Origin of the sequence: Clostridium chromiireducens (genome assembly GCF_003575225.1) — a bacterium.
Classification (GTDB): Bacteria; Bacillota; Clostridia; order Clostridiales; family Clostridiaceae; genus Clostridium; species Clostridium chromiireducens.
In genome coordinates, this window is sequence record NZ_QXDJ01000007.1 from 1 (window position 1) to 20,311 (window position 20,311).

Here is a 20,311-nt window from a genome sequence, read left to right on the forward strand (position 1 = left end):
CGTAAGCTAGTAAGACCCCTTGAAGACTACAAGGTTGATAGGTCAGAGGTGTAAGTATGGTAACATATTTAGCTGACTGATACTAATAGGTCGAGGGCTTGACCAATATAATCAAGTTGTAATACATCAAAATTTATATGCAATTTTGAAAGAACATAATTCTTTCAAGAATGACGTTCCGCGATAGCTCAATGGTGGAGCACTCGGCTGTTAACCGATAGGTTGGAGGTTCGAGTCCTCTTCGCGGAGCCATTTTTTTATTTAAAATTAAATAAAAAATTATGAAAAAATTAAGATTTTAAGGTCGAGAAATCGGCTTTTTTTTGTTGTATAAAACGGATGAAAAACTTATACTATATATAGATGTGACGCAGTATTTTTCAAAATAAATTACTAGTTGTGTTAATTAATAAAGAATAAAAATCATTGGAGCATAAGAGGTATTACAAAAATGAAGCATAATCATAGGTATAATAGTAAAATGAGAAATATTAAAAGAGCAAGAACTATTATTTTATTTATTGTAATGGGTGTATTTGTTATTGTAGGAAGCGCAGTAATGGCCCAAAAATTTTCAGCAAGCAAACAAGAAGTACAAGCTCTCGACGATACTAGTAAGGGAACAAATTCAGAAGCTAATAATTCAGATAATAAGGAAAGTACAACTGTAGAATCGTTAAAGAATGATCCTGTAGCCGATGATGTAGCATTTGTAGAAAAATATTTAGATCAACAGATGAGAGGACAAATGCCTGATGGAGCGGATGGTAAAAAAGTTGTTTATTTAACATTTGATGATGGACCATCAGAAACCGTGACACCACAAATATTAGATACCCTTAAGGCAGAAAATGTGCATGCAACATTCTTTCTTGTAGGAAAGTCAGTTAATGAGAGTGAGACTACAAAAAAATTAGTAAAAAGAGAATTAAGTGAAGGAAATGCAATAGGAAATCATACTTATTCACATAATTATAATTATTTATATCCGCATGGGAAAATTGATTTAAATAACTGCATGGCAGACTTTGAGAAAACAAATCAGGCGTTAAAAGATGTTTTAGGTCAAGATTTTTCCACAAGAGCTGTAAGATTTCCAGGCGGCCATATGACATGGAAGAGTAAGGATGCTAAAGGCATGGGGGATATGGATAAGGCATTACACGATAAAGATTATCACCAAGTTGATTGGAATTCATTGTCTAAAGATGCAGAAGGTGCCCCAAAAAATGCTGAACAGCTAAAGCAAGAAGTTATAAAAACTATGTCTGGGAGACAAAAAGGAATTATATTAATGCATGATACTTATGGTAAAGAGGAAACTGCAAAAGCTTTACCAGAGATAATCAAGTATTTAAAGGAACAGGGATACGAGTTTAGAACTATGAAATAGTTTATAAAATAAATATAATTAGATAATAGTAACATTCACTTATAAATAGGCCATATTACTTAGAGGTAATATGGCCTATTTTTATATCTAAAAACAAATTAGTTATACTACGCGATAGTTTACGGAAATTATAAATAATCGGAATATAAGCTACTACAAATAAAATTATGAATCTTAATATTTATGGTTGTATTAGTTATTTTAAAAGATAGATTAACTAATTATTTCTTCTAATTGAAATACAAAGAATTAATGGTAAACTAGTAATATATACTTAAATGATTAAGGATTTATCAGATAAAATATATGTTAAAACAGTTAATGGGATGCATAGAGTTATAATACTTAGTGAAAATTAACTTTGTATCATATTATATAAGAAAGAGGAGGAATAAAATGTTATCAAAAAATATTGTTAGCGAGGTATTAGCAAAATGCTTAGTAACTGGAGGCGATTTTGCTGAAATATTTGAAGAAGACTCAATTAATAATTCAATATCTTTAGTTGATGGTAAAGTAGATGATGCTATAGGTGGAAGAATATATGGAATAGGAATAAGAATTTTCAAAGGTTTAAATAGTGTATATGCTTATACAAATAATAATAATTTAAACAGTCTTTTAGAAACTGCATATAGAGCTGCATTAGCTTTAGGAGATGTAAAAGGGGAAGCAGGTAATTCAATAGTACTAAATGAAAAGAGTATCACTACAATACATCCAATAATTTATTATCCTAAGGCTGTTGCTTATGATAGAAAAATAGCTATTCTAAAAAGTGCTTATAATGGAGCAAAGAATTTTAATAATGAAATATCACAAGTTATAGCAAATTATGGGGATAAAGAACAGAATGTTTTAATTGCCAATACAGAAGGGTTATATGTTCAAGATACAAGAATAAGAACTAGGCTTGGAGTAAGTGCAATAGCATCAAAAGGAAATGAGAATCAGACTGGATTTGAAGGTCCGGGCAGACATACAGGGATTGAAATGTTTGAAAGTGTAAACCCCGAATATCATGGAAGGGAAGCAGCAAGAGTAGCGCATACAATGCTTCATGCTAAAAATTGTCCTGCGGGCAATATGACTGTAGCAATAGATAATGGTTTTGGCGGAGTTATATTTCACGAAGCTTGTGGCCATTCATTAGAAGCAAGCGCTGTAGCTAAGGGAAATTCAGTTTTTGCAAATAAATTAGGAGAGCAAATAGCATCGACAAAGGTAACAGCTATAGATGATGGTACAGTGCCTAATGCTTGGGGATCACTAAATATAGATGACGAAGGCCATAAGACACAAAAGAACATTTTAATTGAAAATGGTATTTTAAAAGGCTATATGATCGATAAGTTGAATGGAAGACGTATGAATATGGAGTCTACGGGAAGTTCAAGAAGACAAAGCTATAAGTTCCAGCCAACTTCGAGAATGACTAATACCTATATAGCAGCTGGAGATGATAACACAGATGATATTATTAAATCTATAGAAGACGGGTTATATGCTAAGAAATTAGGTGGGGGTTCAGTTAATCCTGTAACTGGAGAGTTTAACTTTGCTGTTCAAGAAGGATACTTAGTCAAAAATGGAGTAATCCAAGAACCAGTAAGAGGAGCAAGTCTTATAGGTAAAGGCAGCCAAGTACTTATGGATATAGATATGGTTGGAAACAACTTAGATGTAGGTCAAGGTATGTGTGGCTCGTCATCAGGAAGCATACCTACTAATGTAGGGCAGCCTATGATTAGAGTAAAGAAAATGACTGTTGGAGGTAGATAGATATGGATTTTAACTTATTTAAAGATGAATTATTTAAAGAGGCTAAAAATTCAGGATTTGAAGAATGTGAAATATATTACTCTGATTCTGAAAGTTTAAACTTAAATATTTATGAAGGTGAAGTTGAGAAATATAAATTAAATAACTCCTTTGGTCTTTCTTTTAGAGGAAAGATAAATAATAGGATGGGATATTCTTATACTGAGATATTAGATGAAGAAGCGATAAATACACTTGTTAAAAATGCAAAAGAGGCAGCGCTTGCTATAGAAAATGACGATGTGCAGTTTATATATGAAGGTGATAAAGAATATAAGAAATTGGACTGTTATAAAAAAGAATTGGATAGTATAAAACCGGATGAACTAATTTCACTTGCACTGGAAATGGAAAAGGAATGTAGGAAGCAATGTGACAAGGTTGTAAGTTTTCAGGGGTGTGGAATTGGATACGGTAAGGGGACTTATGGGATAATAAACACTAAAGGTTTGAACTTAAAAAGTGAAAGAAATAGTTTAACTGCTTATGTAGTTCCAATAGTAGAAGAAAATAATGAGAGATATGATGGAACAGGATATGTTATGGCTAAAAAGGCAAATGATATTAAGCCTAGTGATTTAGCAAAGCAAGGTCTTGAAGAGGCGCTTTCGAAAATTGGTGGGAGAAGCATTTCATCAGGTAAGTATAAGATAATAATAAATAATGAGGCAATGGTATCACTACTTGGAACATTTTCATCAATTTTTAATGCTGAACAAGCACAAAAAGGATTATCGTTATTAAAGGGAAAAGAAGGCGAAATTATAGCGTCAGATATAGTAACTCTAGTTGATGATCCACACTTAGAGGATGGGCTTGGAACAACAGCCTTTGATGATGAAGGTGTTGCAACCTATAAAAAAGAAATAATATCTAAAGGAAAATTGAATACATTATTATATAATCTAAAAACTGCATATAAAGCTGGTGTTAAATCTACTGGTAATGGATTTAAAGGTTCATATGCTTCAATTATAGGGGTCAGTCCAACGAATTTCTACATTAATCCAGGAAAAAAATCTTTTGAGGAGCTTTGTAGTGATGTTAAGGAAGGGATTATCATTACTGATTTTGCAGGATTACATTCAGGGGCTAGTGCTGTAACAGGAGATTTCTCTTTAGCTGCAAAAGGTTTTATGATTGAAAATGGGAAAAAGAGTTTTCCAGTAGAACAAATCACAGTTGCAGGAAACTTTTTCACATTGCTAAAGGATATAAAAGACGTGGGAAGTGATTTGAAGTTTCCAATGAGCAGCATAGGATGTCCTTCTGTTGTTGTAAAGGAACTTTCAGTAGCAGGAAAGTAATTAGATGTATTATGAATAATGAATAATTAGAGACGAAATTCTATAAAAGTTTCTAAATAGATGCAATGTTAAATAGTTATAGAAAATCTCAACTTTAATTATTCATTATTATTATATCAATAAATAAGCTAAGGTGGTTTAAAGAGTAATGAATATAACCTATATTTATCTTTTTCATTTTATAATTTATAGCTTTTTAGGATGGATATGTGAAACTACTTATTGCTCTATTATTGATAAACAATATGTAAATAGAGGGTTTCTAAAAGGTCCATTCTGCCCAATATACGGCGCAGGAGCACTTATAGTTGTTATAATATTATCACCGTTCTCAGATAATATTATAATGTTGTATTTAACTGCAATGATCTTTACAAGTATATTAGAGTACATTACAGGATTTTTACTAGAAACGATGTTTCATCTTAAGTGGTGGGATTATTCAAATTACAAATTCAATATAAAGGGAAGAGTATGTTTATTGAATTCAACGCTATTTGGTATATTATCAGTTATTACAATAGAAATAATAAATCCAATTTTAGTAGATATTACTAAAAGTTTTTCAATAAATGTTGTAATATGGACATGCAATATACTGATTATTTATTTTGCAGTAGATGCAATGATTACTACAGCAAGAGTTATGCAATTGGGTGGAAAATTAAAAGAAATGAGTACATTATTTGAAGAGATTAGGGAAAAGAGTGAAAGCTACAAGGGGCTTCTACAGCAGAATTTAAGTAGGATCGATGAAATAATTGGACAGGATAATGAAGCACTTGCGCATACAAAGGAACAAATCAACAAATTAAAACTTAAATTAGAAAGTGTAATATTAAAAGATAAATCTGTTAATAAACGTATTATTAAAGCATTTCCAAATATAAAATCTTTAAACCATCAATATTCTCTTGATAAACTAAAAGAAGAGATAAAAAAGCTAAGAAGAAAATAAGAGGAATAAATAATGAGAAAAAGTATATCGATGCTTATAGTTATAATGTCATTATTTGGAGTATTAAATCTGATAATTTTAGGATATCAAGATGTTGATATCATTATTAGAATAACGTGTATAATTGGAATTTTAATTCTTGAGTTTCTAAATGGTTTCTTAAAGATTAGTGAAAAATATATAAATTTACTTCAACTTATAGGCATTTTGAGTTTTGAGAGTTTGGGTTTTTCAGGAACTAGTTTTTTTCTGCCAATAATAGTTTTTAAAGTAGTTAAAAATAGAGTAAGGCTCTTTGCTTGCATTGTTATTAATATAGGAATAATGAGTTACTTATCAAGAGAAAACTTGTTTTATATGTACGTGTATATTATAATTGTTAACTTGTATTTATATGAATTAAAAAAGAAATATGAAAACGAGCTAGAAATGAAGGAATTTAACAGAGGACAAAGATATGAAAGCCACCTAATGGAAAATAAGGTGAGAAATTTAGAAAGATATATTGAACAAAATAATATAGTAATAAGCTTAAAAGAGAGAAACTTCATGGCACAAAAGCTTCATGATCATCTGGGTCACAGGATAACAAGTTCTCTTATGCAGTTAGAAGTAACAAAAGAAACATTAGGAAAGGATAATGATATTGCTAACAAATACTTACTTACAGCAATGGAAAACCTAAGAGAAGGGATGGATGAAATAAGAAATATTTTAAGAAATGTTAAGCCTAGGGATAGAGTGATTGGAGTAGAAAAAATAAAGGAACAATTATTAAAATTTGAATATAGCACAGGTATAAAAACAAGTTTAAAAGTAGAGGGCGATATAAATAAATTTATATTAAAGTTATGGATGGTATTAGAAGAGAATATTAATGAGGCTTTAACTAATGCGGCTAAGTACTCAATGGCTAGTGAAATTACAATATCAATTTTTGTATATAACAAAATAGCAAGGATAGAGTTTCGAGATGATGGGAATGGATATAAGAGATTAAATAAAGGATTAGGCCTTAGAGGTATTGAGGAAAGAGTTCAAGGGCTTGGAGGAAGAGTAGAATATTATAGCGACAATGGTTTTGTTATCAATATGATTTTTAATTTGGAGGAGCTAAAATGAGCATTAGGATATTAATATGCGATGATGATACTTTGATTAGAGAAAGTTTAAAAATTATTCTGCCACTTAAGGGCGATATCGAGGTAATTGGAGACGCAGCTAATGGAAGAGAATGCATTGATTTTTGTTTGGAAAATGAAGTTGATGTGGCGTTGATAGATATAAGAATGCCTATTGTTAATGGAGTTGAGGCAGTACGTGAAATTGTAAAAAACACAAAAACTAAATGCATAGTTTTAACGACTTTCGATGAGGAAGATTATATAAATGAGGCAATCATATATGGAGCAAAAGGGTACATATTAAAGAATAATTCTCCACAGCAAATAGCAAATTCAATAGTCTCAGTTTATAATAATACCATTGTAATGAATGAAAATGTGTTGGGCAAGCTTCGGGTAAAAGAAAGCGAACCAGAGATAAAGAAATATAATTTTACGGATAGAGAAGTAGAAATAATAAAAGCTATTAGTGAAGGATTAAGTAATAAGGAAATTAGTAATAAATTATTTATTTCAGAAGGTACAATAAGAAACTATATTACAACAATATTAAATAAAACAGGACTAGAACACAGAACGGCACTAGCTGTTAATTATTTAAAAGGAAATTTATAAATGAACAAAGTGAAATATGACAAATGTAATATATAAAAGGTGAGTTTTCTAACTATTGAAGATTCACCTTTTTTTATATACTTGTATCATGGAGACTAAGAATGTATAAAAAGTTTGAAATAGTGTTTGACTATATATTCATTCGTTAAAGAGTAATTTGGAGGTAATTATTAATGAGAATGTTAGAAATTAAAAAGCTTTATAAGGATTATGGGAATCAGGTAGCTGTTGATGGAATAGATTTAATAATTGAAAAAGGTCAGATTTATGGAATCCTTGGACCAAATGGAGCAGGTAAAAGCACGACGATTGGTATGATATGTGGATTGATCACAAAAACTTCAGGTGAGATAACCTACGAAGAAGAAACTAATAAGATAAGAAAGTGGAAAGAAAACATTGGAATAGTACCGCAGGATTTTGCTTTATATTGGGATTTGACTGCTGAAGAAAATATTAGTTTCTTTTGCTCCTTATATGGATTTAAAGGACAAGATCTTAAGTATAGAACAGCTAAAACATTAGAATTTGTAGGGCTTACAGATGTGAGAAATAAAAAGGTTTCAGAATTTTCAGGTGGTATGAAGCGAAGGCTTAATATCGGATGTGCCATAGCTCATTCACCTAGGCTTATAATAATGGATGAACCTACAGTTGGAATAGATCCACAATCTAGAAATCATATTTTAGAATCAGTTTTAAAACTTAGAGATGAAGGCGCTACAATAATATATACTTCTCACTATATGCAGGAAGTTGATGATATTTGTGATAGAATTGCTATTATTGATAAAGGTCATATTATTGCAGAGGGTACGAGTGAAGAACTAAAAAATTTAATTGGAGATAAGAATACCTTAAATATATCTGTAGCAAAGAAAATAAATGGCTTAGAAAGTATTATTAAGGAAGTTACGGGAGTCGAAAAAGTAGCGTTCTCAGATAACCAATATAAGATTACTACATTGAAAAGTAGCAATTTAATATCGAATTTGGTAACTGTTATTTCGGATAATGGGGGAGATATAAAGAATATAGCTAATGAAGAGCCTAGCCTTGAAGCAGTTTTTCTAGCCTTAACGGGTAAAAAGCTTAGAGAATAGCGTTACAAAGTTAAATATTTAAAAAAAGTAAAGGTTATTCAATTATATAAGTTAGAGTTAGAAAGTTTAAATTTTCAGCTAATGGGGGATTAATATGTTTTTAGCAATGTTAAAAAAGGAATTTAAGCAGATGTTAAGATCTAAAAAAACTTTAGTTTTTATGTTTATATTTCCAATAATTTTAATTACAACTTTGAGTGTGGGTCTCAAAAATTTAATGGCTTCAGGAGATATTTTTGGTTCTGGAAATGAATTTTCAAAGGTCTATTATACAATTAATGGTGAAACGAGATATGAGCATGGTTTTTTAGAATTTAAAGAAGGTGTTGAAAAAGCAGTTAATATCAAATTCGAGGAGACTCCGTCTTTGGATGGGGTTAAAGATGAAGTTGATAAGTATAATGCTTTAGTTCATATTGAAGTTAATAATAGTGGTTTTAACCTCTATTCCTCAAAGAACGGGGAAAAGATTAAAACAAAGATATTTAGAGGAATATTTGAATCAATTCTAAATGAATATGCAGCTTTTGATACTATAGGAGAATATAATCCAAAGGCTTTTGAAAATTTAGTACAGAACAAATATGGCGAGTATGTTGTCAAAGAGAATATTGGTGAAGCTCGTGATATAACTTCATCAGAATATTATACGTTCGCAGAACTGGCCATGATTATTTTGTATATCGCAGGCATAGTAGGTGAGTCTGTATATAAAGAAAAACAACTCACAACAATTAATAGAATAAGACTATCTAAAATGAGAGAAAGCTCATTAATAGGAGCAAAGGTTATTGTCGGAGTGACAATATCTGTTTTACAAGTTTTGTTAATATATATCTATTCTACCTACGTATTAGATGTAAATTGGGGCATCAATACGCTTAAGTTCATGAGTATGTTCTTTGTATTTGGAGTCTTTGTTTCTGTAGTGGGAGCCCTTGTTGGAATTATCGCAAAAAATGATACTACGGTTACAGGCATAGTACAGGTAGCTATAGTAGTAATGTGCTTCTTAGGCGGAGCATATACCCCACTTAGTGTAATGGTTGGAATGGGACCGATAAGTAAGCTATTATGTATTAGCCCAGTGTATTGGATTAACATAGCAATAGGTAGTTTACTATGTGGAATAAAATCGAATGCATACTTCATCGCAATGATAGTACCCTTAGTTTTGTCAGCTTTATGTCTAATTGCATACTTTGGGATCTTAAAAAATAAGGAGGGCATTGCAAATGATTAGAATAATAATAAATGTTGCAAAAATCTTGTTAAAGAGAAAAAGCTTTTTAATTACGACCTTCTTTCTTCCCATTGCATTAATTTTTGCTTTTACAGGTATAGAAGATGGTAATTCAAGTATAAAACTTGCAGTTATAAATGAGGATAGTGGAGCTTTTGGTAGAGAAATAGAAGAAAAATTATCAAAGCTTGATGGAGTAAGTAAGGTAGAAGTTAAGAGTGAGGACTATGTACAAGATCTGGTCTATCACAAATACGAAATGGTAATTAAAATAGATAAGCTATTTACAGATAATATTATAAAAGGAGAAAAGGGGGAGATTTCCTATCAATCAATTTCGAATAATGACACAGAAGCTGTTATTAAAAGTTTCCTAGAAAGTGAAGTAGCTGCTCTAGCTAAGATATCAAATAATATAAATGTAGAGGATAGCGGTATAGATAAAGTTATAAAGACATATAGAGAAGCAAGACCGGAGTATGAGGTATTAAATAGTAGAGATATAAAACCAAGTATATTATCTTCGTTAGGAATAATATTTTATTTATTATTTATTACAGCATCAGGAAATTGTAGATTTATCTTAGAAGATGAAAAAGAAGGTACAAAGGGAAGAGTTCTTATGGGAAATATTAGTGAGAGACAATATTACTTTAGCCAGTGCATTGTATTCTTTCTTTTCACAGCGGTACCATCAATAGAATATTATGCTGTATGCAAGATACTTGATTATGAATTTGGCTTCAATAACACTATAATTTTGTTATTTCTAGCACTGTTAATGTCTTTATTAGCTATTACTTATAGTATAATGATAGCGTCAATAGTAAAAAATAAATCAGTTTTCACCATTATCAATTCAGCATTAACTGTGCCTGTGTTCATGTTAAGCGGTGCTTTTTGGGATTATGGAATGATGAGTAAGGGATTACAGAAAATCGGCGATGCTCTTCCACCAAGATGGATTTTTATGGCCATAGAGAAATTACAGGCAGGAAACGGATTTGTGTCAATTTTACCTATAATAGGTGGAATACTTGTATTATCAATTCTGTTTTTATTGTTGAGTGCTTTTTTTACTCAGAACAAGATTGTATTAGTTAAAGAAAATGGTTAAGTTGATATTGACAGTGATATGAATAAAGATAAGAAAGATGATGCATTAGCTAAACATGATGTAAAATTTAACAGAAGGATTATGAATTTAATAAATCACAAACTTCTTTTATAATATGAAATATATACAATACTAGGAAGGGAGTAAATTCTTTTACGATAAGAATTTACTCCCTTTAGATATCTTATATATGCTTAACTAACATTATGTGCGTAGTTTGCACGAATCATTTTATCTGAAATCTCAAGTGATTTTTTATAAATCTCTTTCTCTTTATCAGTAAGGTTTTCTCCACCTTTAAGAGTTCCATTAGTTATTACAGCAAAGGATTTGTTTGTATTTAATAGATTTCGCCCTAGAGCACTATTTTCATATTTATCCTTTTCAACTCCAAGTAAGTATAACAAAGTTGGCATTACATCAATTTGTCCGTTATACATTTTATCAAATGTTTTTCCTTGTTTAGAAGATGGATCATAAATTATAAACGGAACAGTAGGATTTCCAGTATTTAAATACCAATCTTCTTTATGAGATAATTGACCAATAGTATCATCATAATATTTATGAACGCCAGTATGATCACCCATTATAACTATTAAGCTATTTTCTAGTAAGCCTTCTTTAGTGAGTAAATCAATGAAATGTCCTATTTGTTTATCTGTATAGTGAACACTTTCAAAATACCCTCCAAGCTTACTTGCATTTAACTCTGGATCAAGCCCAAGTTCTCTATATTTTTCAGGAATATCAAATGGTCCATGACTTGATAAAGTTACTGTTTCTGAGTAAAAAGGCGACTTTTGCTGTTTTAGCATAGGGACAACTTGTTCAAAATATCTTTGATCACTAATACCAAGTCCGATTTGCTCATCTACATTGAATGAATAATAATCACTAAACTTATCAAAACCAATACCGATTAATCCATTCGCATAATTCCAGAATGAACCTTTATCAGGGTGAATTGCAGTAGTACTATAGCCTTCTTTTTCTAATAAATTAGGTAGAGAGTTATAGTTAGTATTAGGGTATCTAAAGAAAGTACTTCCTTGTCTTAATGGCAACATAGAAGTATTAACCATTAAGTCAGCATCAGAACTTGTCCCTTCATTAACCTGCTCGAAAGTATTAGGAAAATACAAAGACGTTTGAATTAATTTATTTAAGTTAGGAGTAATCTCTTTACCATTTATTTTTTTACCAATAACAAAACTTTCTAAAGATTCAACTTGAATATATATTAAGTTTTTGCCTTTTTCAATACCAAAGTACTCATTGTTAGGCAAGTCTTCTTTTTTAGTTTCAAATAATTCTTTTATGTCGGCCTTATCCTGATCTGTCAATTTATATGGCTTAGAATCACGGTATACAGTATAGCAATCAATGATATGATATCCGACAGGAGAAAAGTATTTAGCTGTATTTGATTTATCATAATTACTAAATAAATAAGCATTATGAACATCTTTGTTATTAAACACATTTATACTAATGGGAACATAAATTATAAACAATATTGGTAAAATAGAAGTACATAAAAAAGTTTTTATAGCTCGTCCGTGATTTTTCGAAAAGGACTTTCTTGCTATGAATACATATATTGCCAATAGTATAAAATCAAGTAAAAATATAAAATCTAAATTACTGGTCATAGATAGTATACTTCCAGACATATTATCTAAATTAGCTGTTTGTGTTAATATTAATGCAGATGGTACAGTTAGAAAGCCTCTAAAATACCAAATATCAGTTAATATTAATAACGTTAAAAAAAGATCCATAGTGAAAGTGTATATTATTCTGCCTGTCCCTTTAAATAAAAAAGAGAAGCTGAAGAATACTAAAGAAAAAGCTATGTAATAATTTATAAAAGGATCAGCGGCCTGATAACCATTAAAAAAATCAAGAGCATATGGATTTTTATTAGACGCAAAACCTTGAAAAATAATCCCTTTTAATACTATAGAAGCAACAGGGATTAAAAATAAGATAAGTCTTATGATCGTATCTTTATTTAAATTACGTTTCAAAAAATTATTAATTATAGAGTTAAAAGAACTCATTATTTCACCTCAATTCAATATATGACTACATTATATAGTATACATAAATTTATAAATTAAACAAATATAAATTAATGATATAAGAGTAATTAAAAGGTAAATGAAATATTTATAAAAGTGAGGTGATTTATAAATTTGGCATGGTATACTATTAATGAGAAAAAATTTATATAATAAAGGTATAATTAGTTAATTAAATATACTTATGAATTCGAAAACTCACATTTGAGAAATTAGCTACTAAAATTTGATATATTAATAGTAGATTAAAATATTGTAAAGGGGCTATAAGGATGAAAGAAATTGATTGTAGGGGATTACCTTATCTAAAAATAATAAGAGAGATAAAGAAATATTTTAATTCAATTGGTGAAGGTGAAGCAATTGTTATAGTAAATAGCGAGCTTGGAAGATCTAATGTTTTGAGATATGCAGCACATAAAGGATATCAGTTAGATGAAGAAAATGAAGAGAATAGGTTTTTAATAAAGATAGAAAAAAGAGGGTGCTTGGAAGTTGAAGATGAGGGTGAGATATTCTCAATACTAATAACAAGAGAGAAACTCGGAGAAGGTGACGATGACTTAGGAAAAATTTTAATGAATGAATACTTCGAGGTACTAAATGAATATGACAAACTTCCAAAAGAAATTCTATTTTTAAATTCAGCTGTTAAACTATTCCATAAGGATTCTATGGCTATGGAAGAGATAAGGCTCTTATATAAAAAGGGAGTGAATCTTTTAATTAATGATACATCCCTAGAACATTATAATTTAACAGATCAAATTACTTTTGGGGAAATAACAAGTATGTATGATATGGTTGTTGCTATGAAAAGAGCAAAAAAGTTAATAAGACTTTAGGAATTAATACTGGAGGATATCAGGATGCCAAATTACGATTTAGTTATTATAGGAGCAGGAATAGCTGGAATGACAGCAGCAATTGGAGCTGCAAAGGAAGGTATAAAGAGAATCTTAATTATAGAACGAGAGAATTATGTTGGGGGAATAATAAATCAATTTATTCATAATGAATTTGGTAAAAAGTTAATAGGGGAATTAGTAACAGGGCCGGAATATGTTGACTTTGTAGAGAGACAGATAAATGAACTTGGTATACAGATAGTTCTGGATACTACAGTACTTGACGTAACTAAGGATAATGTAATTACTTACGTGAATTCAGAAGAAGGAGTTAAGGATATAACTGCTATATCTATAATTTTTGCTATGGGTGCAAAGGAAAGATATTCAGGAAATGTTGTAATCCCAACCAATGGACTTACTGGTATATTTACTGTAGGTGAAGCTCATAGGATAATCAATCTAGAAGGGTACCTTCCTGGAAGAAAAACTATTATTATAGCAAAAGATAAATGGGGGTTTATAGTTGCAAGAAGGTTAATAATAGAAGCTGGAAGCATAGAAGGAATAGTAATAGAAAAGACATTTAAAGAAATGGCGGATGCTGAAATAGTAAGTATTATTGATGGATTTGATATTCCTATAATTCAGAACTCTAGAGTAATTGAAATTGAGGGGAATAATAGAATTGAAAAAGTAAAGATTATGAACTTAACTAATGAAGTAATAGAAGAGAAAGAGTGTGACTCCTTATTATTATCAGTTGGTTTCTTTCCAGAAACGTCTATAATAAAAAAATTAGATATTAAAATGAATAATGAAATTGCAGGTCCTAAGGTGGTGGATTTTGAAACATCAATAGATGGATTATTTGCATGTGGAAATATTATTTACGGAGAAAATGCATTTCACATGAAAGAGACAGACGGAATTGAGTGTGGAATCAAAGCGGCACAATACATAAAGAAGGTTACAAATTAAAGGTATTGTGAAGTATTTTTATGCCTTTCCGTTTATCAATACTTATAATGATTTAATACATTTCATATATAATCTTTAGGAGATATTTGCAAAATACTTAAAGTGGTAGCAAAACAAAGAAATAGAATACATATATGTGGAGCAGGCATTGAAAAATAAGCTGATGCATATCTTAATGGGAAGCTGTTCCGTTTTTGCTTGTCCTGTGCTTGCCACAGGAACATGCAGAAATGGGTGCAACTTTCCATTTAGATATGCCCAGTGAAATTTTTCATAGTCCTGAGGAACATATATGTATTCTATTTCGGTTGTTCATTGCTTCACTTTAAGTTCTTCGTAATACCTTTATAATGTAAAAGTGCTACTTCATACATAAGTTCATGCCCTTGAGAAGTTAAGTGAAGACCATCTATGTAGATATCATTCCTATCCAAGGTTAAATTGTAAAAATCGATGAATGATAATTTATATTTATTACAAAGACTGATAAGTTCTTCTTTTAATAAGAATAAAGCATCTTCAGCATATTTATATAGATGAGAGGGAGAAAAGAGATCATTGGCCATTTTACCAATAATTTTTGGAGGAATCCCGATAGTTATTTCAGAATTAATATCTATTCCATCTTTAATCATTAGTTCTATATTATCAATTATTGAAGATACTTGCCTTCCTAAAAGAAGGTCATTTGTGCCGGCCATTATAAAGATTTTTCGCGGAGAGTAAACTAAAACATCATTGTAGTAGCGGGTAAGCATTGTAGTAGTTGTCTCACCATTATGGGCTTTATTTAGTGCAGATAAAGAAAGTTTTTCAATAAGCTTATATACCCAAGAGTTATTTTTGTTTACTCCGTATCCAAAAGTTAGACTATCACCTAAAAAAATAATATCAATATTATTGCTCATCATTAATTCCTTTCAACTACATGTACATTTAAAATAATTTATTAAAACATTTTTTACATATTAAAGTTTTCCCACTATCGGCTTTTACATAGTCATTTGAAGTTATTACTTTATTACAGATGCTGCAAAGGATATTTTTAGTTGAAGCATCTCTAGGAATCTCACTATGATTTTCTAAATAACTTGGACTTGATTTTGGTATTTTATTCTCTTTCAATCCCTTAGAGTCTAAGGAATTAGATTGGTTATTTAAGACACTTTTCTTTATTGGAGAATATAACTTGGCTTTTGTAGGTACAGTTTTTTTTGTGATTGTATACCCAAAATCATATTCACTTTCAGAAAATAGTTCTAATTCAAATCTAGGATTATCTTTATCATAATATTCTTCTGTGAAAATTTTAGTTATTTGAGCGTCGTTAATAATCAATCCGCTTTTTTCTATACCGTCAAAGATACTTTTGGTAATGTTAATAGTATCTGGATGACGTTTTTCGCTTTTATAATATACTCTTAATATAGCTATCAGACTTTCAGAAAAAGTGATATCTGGATTTTGACTTCTTGCAAGCAATGCAATCTCTTGTTCATATAAAGCGTACCTATCATGATATTTTCCAGAACTATGTGGTAAAATTGCGCGACCGTTAGTATTATGTAATTTAAAGTTCGATTTGGTAATAGGCGAGCCTGTAATTACCACCTTAGCATAATTAGACATTTAGATTCTCCTCAAGTAAAAATTAAATTATTACTTCAAATATACAGTATATATAGCATTTATACAATAATCATGGATTAGAAGCGACTACATATATATGAGCAAGCTACAACTTAGAATATTCAGCGATTTTTTTTGTATGGTTGTCGTAATGAATGTATTTACGATTTTAGTAAGTCGTAACATAAATATATAGTACATGTTGAGCATATATAAGAAAATTTAACTTTGATATTGTAATATATATAAAGTATAATGTTTTAGTGGTAACTAAAAAGTAATATAATTAAATTATGTAAAATATTTGATTAACTATTAAGATTATATTAAACGATATGAAGAACACATGAATTTAGCATAAATATAAGGTAAAATAGATTTTAGTAGAAGATAGTATTATAATTCAGAATAAAGTTAAACTAAGATTCTTTTGTTTAGCTTTGTTTGTGATAAAAGAGGTATGAAATATGGATAAAAAAATAATTTTAGCTATAGAATCAAGTTGTGATGAAACTTCAGCTGCCGTTGTAGTAAATGGCAGAGAGATTTTATCTAATGTAATTGCATCACAAATTGAAACACATCAAAAATTTGGAGGGGTAGTACCTGAGGTTGCATCAAGAATGCATATTGAAGTAATAGACAGTGTTGTTAAGGCAGCTCTTGAAGAAGCAGAAGTATCATTAAATGATGTTGATGCTATAGGGGTTACATATGGCCCAGGACTTGTGGGAGCTCTTTTAGTAGGGCTTCAATACGCAAAGGGATTGGCATTAGGATCAAAGAAGCCATTGATTGGAGTAAATCATATTCAAGGGCATATTAGTGCAAATTTCATTGAACATAAGGATTTAAAACCGCCATTTGTATCACTAGTTGTTTCAGGCGGCCATACATTTATAGTAAATGTGAAAGGTTATAGAGATTTTGAAGTAATTGGTCAAACTAGAGATGATGCAGCAGGAGAGGCTTATGACAAGGTTGCTAGAGCGTTAGACCTTGGATACCCAGGTGGACCTAAAATTGATAAGTTGGCAAAAGAAGGAAATGAAAATGCAATAGAATTTCCAAGGGCTAAATTTCAAGATGATACATTAGACTTTTCTTTTAGCGGGGTTAAATCTGCTGTATTGAACTATTTAAATAAAGCTAAAATGAAAGAGGAAGAAATAAATAAAGCTGATATTGCAGCATCTTTTCAAAAAGCAATAATAGATGTATTAAAGACTAACCTATTTTTAGCCTGCGAAAGAAATGGAATTAAAAAAATTGCAGTAGCGGGTGGAGTTGCATCTAATTCATATTTAAGAGAAACTCTTCTAAGAGAAGGAAATAGAAGAGGAGTAGATATTTTGTTTCCGTCACCAATTCTATGTACTGATAATGCAGCAATGATTGGAAGTGCAGCTTACTTTAATTATGCAGAAGGAGTAGTCTCTAATTTAGATATAAACGCAAGACCCAATCTTAAGCTAGGGGAGAGGTAGATTCTAATATGAAGTTATTATGGCATTCCAATGGAATACATAAAGTTGAAAAGGATAAAGTCAGCAAAAGAAGAGTTCTAAAGAAAAGTATAATTTTCATTATTGGATTACTGGTTTTAGGATTTGCAGTGCATATTATAAATAGTTTTGTAGATAATGCAAGATTGAAATCAAGATTTAAGTATGTAAGAATAGATGGCAAAAAAATGGAGTATAGAATTAAAAATCCTGGAGAATATACTGTAGTTTTTGATGGAACAATTGGAACTAATATGTATGAGTGGGAGAAAATCTGCAAAGAATTGGAAGAAAAAAAGATTTCAACATTCATATACAATAGAAGGGGATATGGATTTAATGATGGCGGGGATGCTAGAACACCTGAGGAACAAGCTAAGGATTTAAAGCTTTTGCTTAGAAAAGCTGGGGCACCAGAACCGTATATTTTAGTTGGAGAAGAGTATGGAAGTTTAGTTTCCACAAATTTTGTTAATTTATATTCAGATTCAGTTGCAGGTGTTGTGTTGGTTAATCCAATATCTGAAGAAGAAATCAAAACTAAACCGTTCAAAGATCTAATGAAAGCAAAATATTATAGAAGTATATTTGAAGAGATAGGCACTAACATTAGTTTAACCTCATTATTAAGTAAAATGGGATTGACTAGTGAAAATACTACTTTTAAAGAGAATTTAACTGGCAGTGAATTAGATGAATTTAATAGTTTTAAAAATAGAACAAATTATAAAGAAGCAGTTTCAAATGAATTTAAAAACTTATACAAGAATGTGTCTAATAGTCAAACCGATGGATTGTTAGGTAGTAAACCATTTTATTTGATAACGGATAAAGAGGAAGATCCTATTAGAAATATAGGACAATCAGCAAGTACAATAGTATATAAAGAGGAGATTGATGGATCCCCACTTTCATTATTAGATTCAGATACAATTGTTAATGGAATAAATAGCGTTCTAAAAGATGCGAAGAAATTAGTTAAGAAGTCATAGCGTTAAGTAGATTTCTTTTGAACTAAACGTAAAAAATAATATTTTTATAGACAAATATTATTTTTTACACCTTAATAAGAAAATTATATTTAATTATATATTATTGTCATTTATTTGACACATAATAATTTTATACTATCATTATAGAACTACTATTACTAGTAGTCATAACTTGAAGTATAAAATACTTTAAAAGCATCATAGATAATGTGGCACAATTGCTAGTTGATAAGTTAATAATTGATATTATATTTAGGAGGAAAAATATATGAGTGATAATAATGAAAAATATATTGATGTAGAATCATTACCAGTAAACGAAGGTCAGCAAGTTTCATGGGAAAACTGTTTTCAAAATAATGGTAATGCTTATGTAGAACCTAAGAGGAAAGAAAGAAGGGGGCTGCGTCTATTAGGAAAGATAGCAGGAATTTTAATTCTTACTATGGTAGGCGGCGTGGCTGGAAGTGGAATTACTTATTCTATAATGAGACCCAATAATGTAGCAGCTACAAAGCAAATAACAAGTTATATTCCTCAATCTTTTACTTCAAGTACATCAGATGCTATGTCAGCAGCAGATGCATTTAATAAAGTTGCACCAGCAGTTGTTATTGTTTCAACTAAAAGTACATCCAGTAATGGATTTACAAGTGGAGAAGTAGATGGAATGGGATCAGGCTTTATTATTAATGAGGAAGGTTATATATTAACTAATTACCATGTAATTTCAGGTGCGAAAGAGATTACAGTTACATTAAGTAATAATACAGAAGTAAGTGCATCAGTAGTCAATTATGATCAAGAAAAAGATGTGGCGATGCTTAAATTAAAAGAGGGAACTACAGTTCCAGCAGTTGCAGAGCTTGGAGATTCAGATCAAATATATCCGGGTGCAGAAGTTATAGCAATAGGAACACCTCTTTCAAAGAATTTTGCACAAACTCTTACAAAAGGAGTTATAAGTGGTAGCAACAGAACAATAGAAGGCCAAAGCGGAACTAGTGTGAATTTAATTCAAACAGATGCTGCTATTAATCCAGGTAATAGTGGTGGACCGCTAGTAAATGCAAAAGGAGAAGTTATAGGAATAAACTCCATGAAGATAGGATCTCAAGCGTTAGGAGAAACTAACATTGAAGGAATAGGATTCGCAATTCCTATAAATGAAGTAAAAAATAAAATTGATTCTTTATCAAAGCCAATATTGAATTTAGGAATTCAAATAAGAGAAATTGATAGTGCTACTGCTAAAAAATATGACTTAGTAGAAGGAATATATGTAGCTTCTGTTGATGAGTACTCACCTGCTGAAAAAGGCGGACTTAAGATCGGAGACATTATTGTAAAGTGTGATGGGAAATCATCTAAAACATTTAAAGAACTTAAGGATATAAAAGAGGGCAAAAAAGCTGGTGACACAATGAATATTGAAGTAATAAGAGATAAGAAAACAGTTGACGTTTCAGTAGTATTAGAAGAAAAAACAAACTAGAATTAAAGATAGCTAAGGTTAAAATGAAAAGGTAAGTTAGAATGGAGAACTAGAATTGGTGATATATGGAGCTAATTCTAGTTTTTCTTTATG

At 30.3% G+C, this 20,311-nt stretch carries 17 protein-coding genes, 1 tRNA gene and 1 rRNA gene; 16 read left to right on the forward strand and 3 right to left on the reverse strand.

Annotated features, from left to right (window positions below):
* The 11 genes from D2A34_RS22055 to D2A34_RS22105 form a co-directional block, all read left to right on the forward strand.
* Window positions 1-106, forward strand: a 23S ribosomal RNA gene (locus tag D2A34_RS22055); the annotation flags it as partial.
* Between the two features lie 71 nt (window positions 107-177).
* Window positions 178-252 (forward strand) — tRNA-Asn (locus tag D2A34_RS22060).
* Between the two features lie 199 nt (window positions 253-451).
* Window positions 452-1,393 (forward strand): polysaccharide deacetylase family protein, encoded by a 942-nt coding sequence (locus D2A34_RS22065; RefSeq protein ID WP_119367959.1) that lies wholly within the window; start codon window positions 452-454, stop codon window positions 1,391-1,393.
* 396 nt (window positions 1,394-1,789) lie between these two features.
* Window positions 1,790-3,175, forward strand: coding sequence for a TldD/PmbA family protein (locus tag D2A34_RS22070; RefSeq protein ID WP_079442083.1), 1,386 nt, complete (start codon window positions 1,790-1,792; stop codon window positions 3,173-3,175).
* A 2-nt stretch (window positions 3,176-3,177) separates the two neighbouring features.
* The gene (locus D2A34_RS22075; RefSeq protein WP_119367960.1) at window positions 3,178-4,521 is read left to right on the forward strand and encodes a TldD/PmbA family protein; all 1,344 of its coding nucleotides are present in this window, start codon (window positions 3,178-3,180) and stop codon (window positions 4,519-4,521) included.
* A gap of 148 nt (window positions 4,522-4,669) precedes the next feature.
* The gene (locus tag D2A34_RS22080; RefSeq protein ID WP_079442085.1) at window positions 4,670-5,479 is read left to right on the forward strand and encodes a putative ABC transporter permease; all 810 of its coding nucleotides are present in this window, start codon (window positions 4,670-4,672) and stop codon (window positions 5,477-5,479) included.
* A 12-nt stretch (window positions 5,480-5,491) separates the two neighbouring features.
* Window positions 5,492-6,601: a sensor histidine kinase gene (locus D2A34_RS22085; protein WP_079442086.1), complete on the forward strand. Its 1,110-nt coding sequence runs from the start codon at window positions 5,492-5,494 to the stop codon at window positions 6,599-6,601.
* A complete protein-coding gene (locus D2A34_RS22090; protein ID WP_079442087.1) occupies window positions 6,598-7,218 on the forward strand; it encodes a response regulator transcription factor in 621 nt (206 codons plus the stop codon). The genes D2A34_RS22085 and D2A34_RS22090 overlap by 4 nt, the downstream gene beginning before the upstream one ends.
* A 173-nt stretch (window positions 7,219-7,391) precedes the next feature.
* On the forward strand, window positions 7,392-8,321 hold the full coding sequence (locus D2A34_RS22095; RefSeq protein ID WP_079442088.1) for an ABC transporter ATP-binding protein: 930 nt from the start codon (window positions 7,392-7,394) through the stop codon (window positions 8,319-8,321).
* Window positions 8,322-8,415: 94 nt separating this feature from the next.
* Complete coding sequence (locus D2A34_RS22100) at window positions 8,416-9,564, forward strand: ABC transporter permease (protein ID WP_079442089.1); 1,149 nt, start codon at window positions 8,416-8,418, stop codon at window positions 9,562-9,564.
* Window positions 9,557-10,681: an ABC transporter permease gene (locus D2A34_RS22105; RefSeq protein WP_119367961.1), complete on the forward strand. Its 1,125-nt coding sequence runs from the start codon at window positions 9,557-9,559 to the stop codon at window positions 10,679-10,681. Before D2A34_RS22100 ends, D2A34_RS22105 begins: the two co-directional genes overlap by 8 nt.
* Window positions 10,682-10,875: 194 nt before the next feature.
* On the opposite strand, the gene D2A34_RS22110 is transcribed toward D2A34_RS22105, so the two are convergent.
* A complete protein-coding gene (locus tag D2A34_RS22110) occupies window positions 10,876-12,747 on the reverse strand; it encodes an LTA synthase family protein (protein WP_119367962.1) in 1,872 nt (623 codons plus the stop codon).
* Between the two features lie 293 nt (window positions 12,748-13,040).
* Between D2A34_RS22110 and yedF the strand changes: the two genes are divergently transcribed.
* Complete coding sequence (gene yedF, locus D2A34_RS22115) at window positions 13,041-13,613, forward strand: sulfurtransferase-like selenium metabolism protein YedF (protein WP_079438949.1); 573 nt, start codon at window positions 13,041-13,043, stop codon at window positions 13,611-13,613.
* A 24-nt stretch (window positions 13,614-13,637) separates the two neighbouring features.
* Entirely contained in the window at window positions 13,638-14,597 is a 960-nt protein-coding gene (locus tag D2A34_RS22120; RefSeq protein WP_079438948.1) for an NAD(P)/FAD-dependent oxidoreductase, read from the forward strand.
* A 320-nt stretch (window positions 14,598-14,917) separates the two neighbouring features.
* Here D2A34_RS22120 and D2A34_RS22125 read toward each other — a convergent pair whose 3' ends face one another.
* Both D2A34_RS22125 and D2A34_RS22130 read right to left on the reverse strand, forming a co-directional pair.
* The gene (locus tag D2A34_RS22125) at window positions 14,918-15,505 is read right to left on the reverse strand and encodes a GDSL-type esterase/lipase family protein (RefSeq protein WP_079438947.1); all 588 of its coding nucleotides are present in this window, start codon (window positions 15,503-15,505) and stop codon (window positions 14,918-14,920) included.
* A 28-nt stretch (window positions 15,506-15,533) separates the two neighbouring features.
* Entirely contained in the window at window positions 15,534-16,226 is a 693-nt protein-coding gene (locus D2A34_RS22130; protein ID WP_079438946.1) for a RusA family crossover junction endodeoxyribonuclease, read from the reverse strand.
* 467 nt (window positions 16,227-16,693) lie between these two features.
* Between D2A34_RS22130 and tsaD the strand changes: the two genes are divergently transcribed.
* The 3 genes from tsaD to D2A34_RS22145 all read left to right on the forward strand — a co-directional run bounded on the left by tsaD (window position 16,694) and on the right by D2A34_RS22145 (window position 20,218).
* Window positions 16,694-17,713 (forward strand): tRNA (adenosine(37)-N6)-threonylcarbamoyltransferase complex transferase subunit TsaD, encoded by a 1,020-nt coding sequence (tsaD, locus tag D2A34_RS22135; protein ID WP_079438945.1) that lies wholly within the window; start codon window positions 16,694-16,696, stop codon window positions 17,711-17,713.
* 8 nt (window positions 17,714-17,721) lie between these two features.
* Window positions 17,722-18,723, forward strand: coding sequence for an alpha/beta hydrolase (locus tag D2A34_RS22140; protein WP_079438944.1), 1,002 nt, complete (start codon window positions 17,722-17,724; stop codon window positions 18,721-18,723).
* Between the two features lie 268 nt (window positions 18,724-18,991).
* Window positions 18,992-20,218, forward strand: a complete 1,227-nt coding sequence (locus D2A34_RS22145) for a S1C family serine protease (protein ID WP_079438943.1) — start codon at window positions 18,992-18,994, stop codon at window positions 20,216-20,218.
* Window positions 20,219-20,311: the final 93 nt, after the last annotated feature.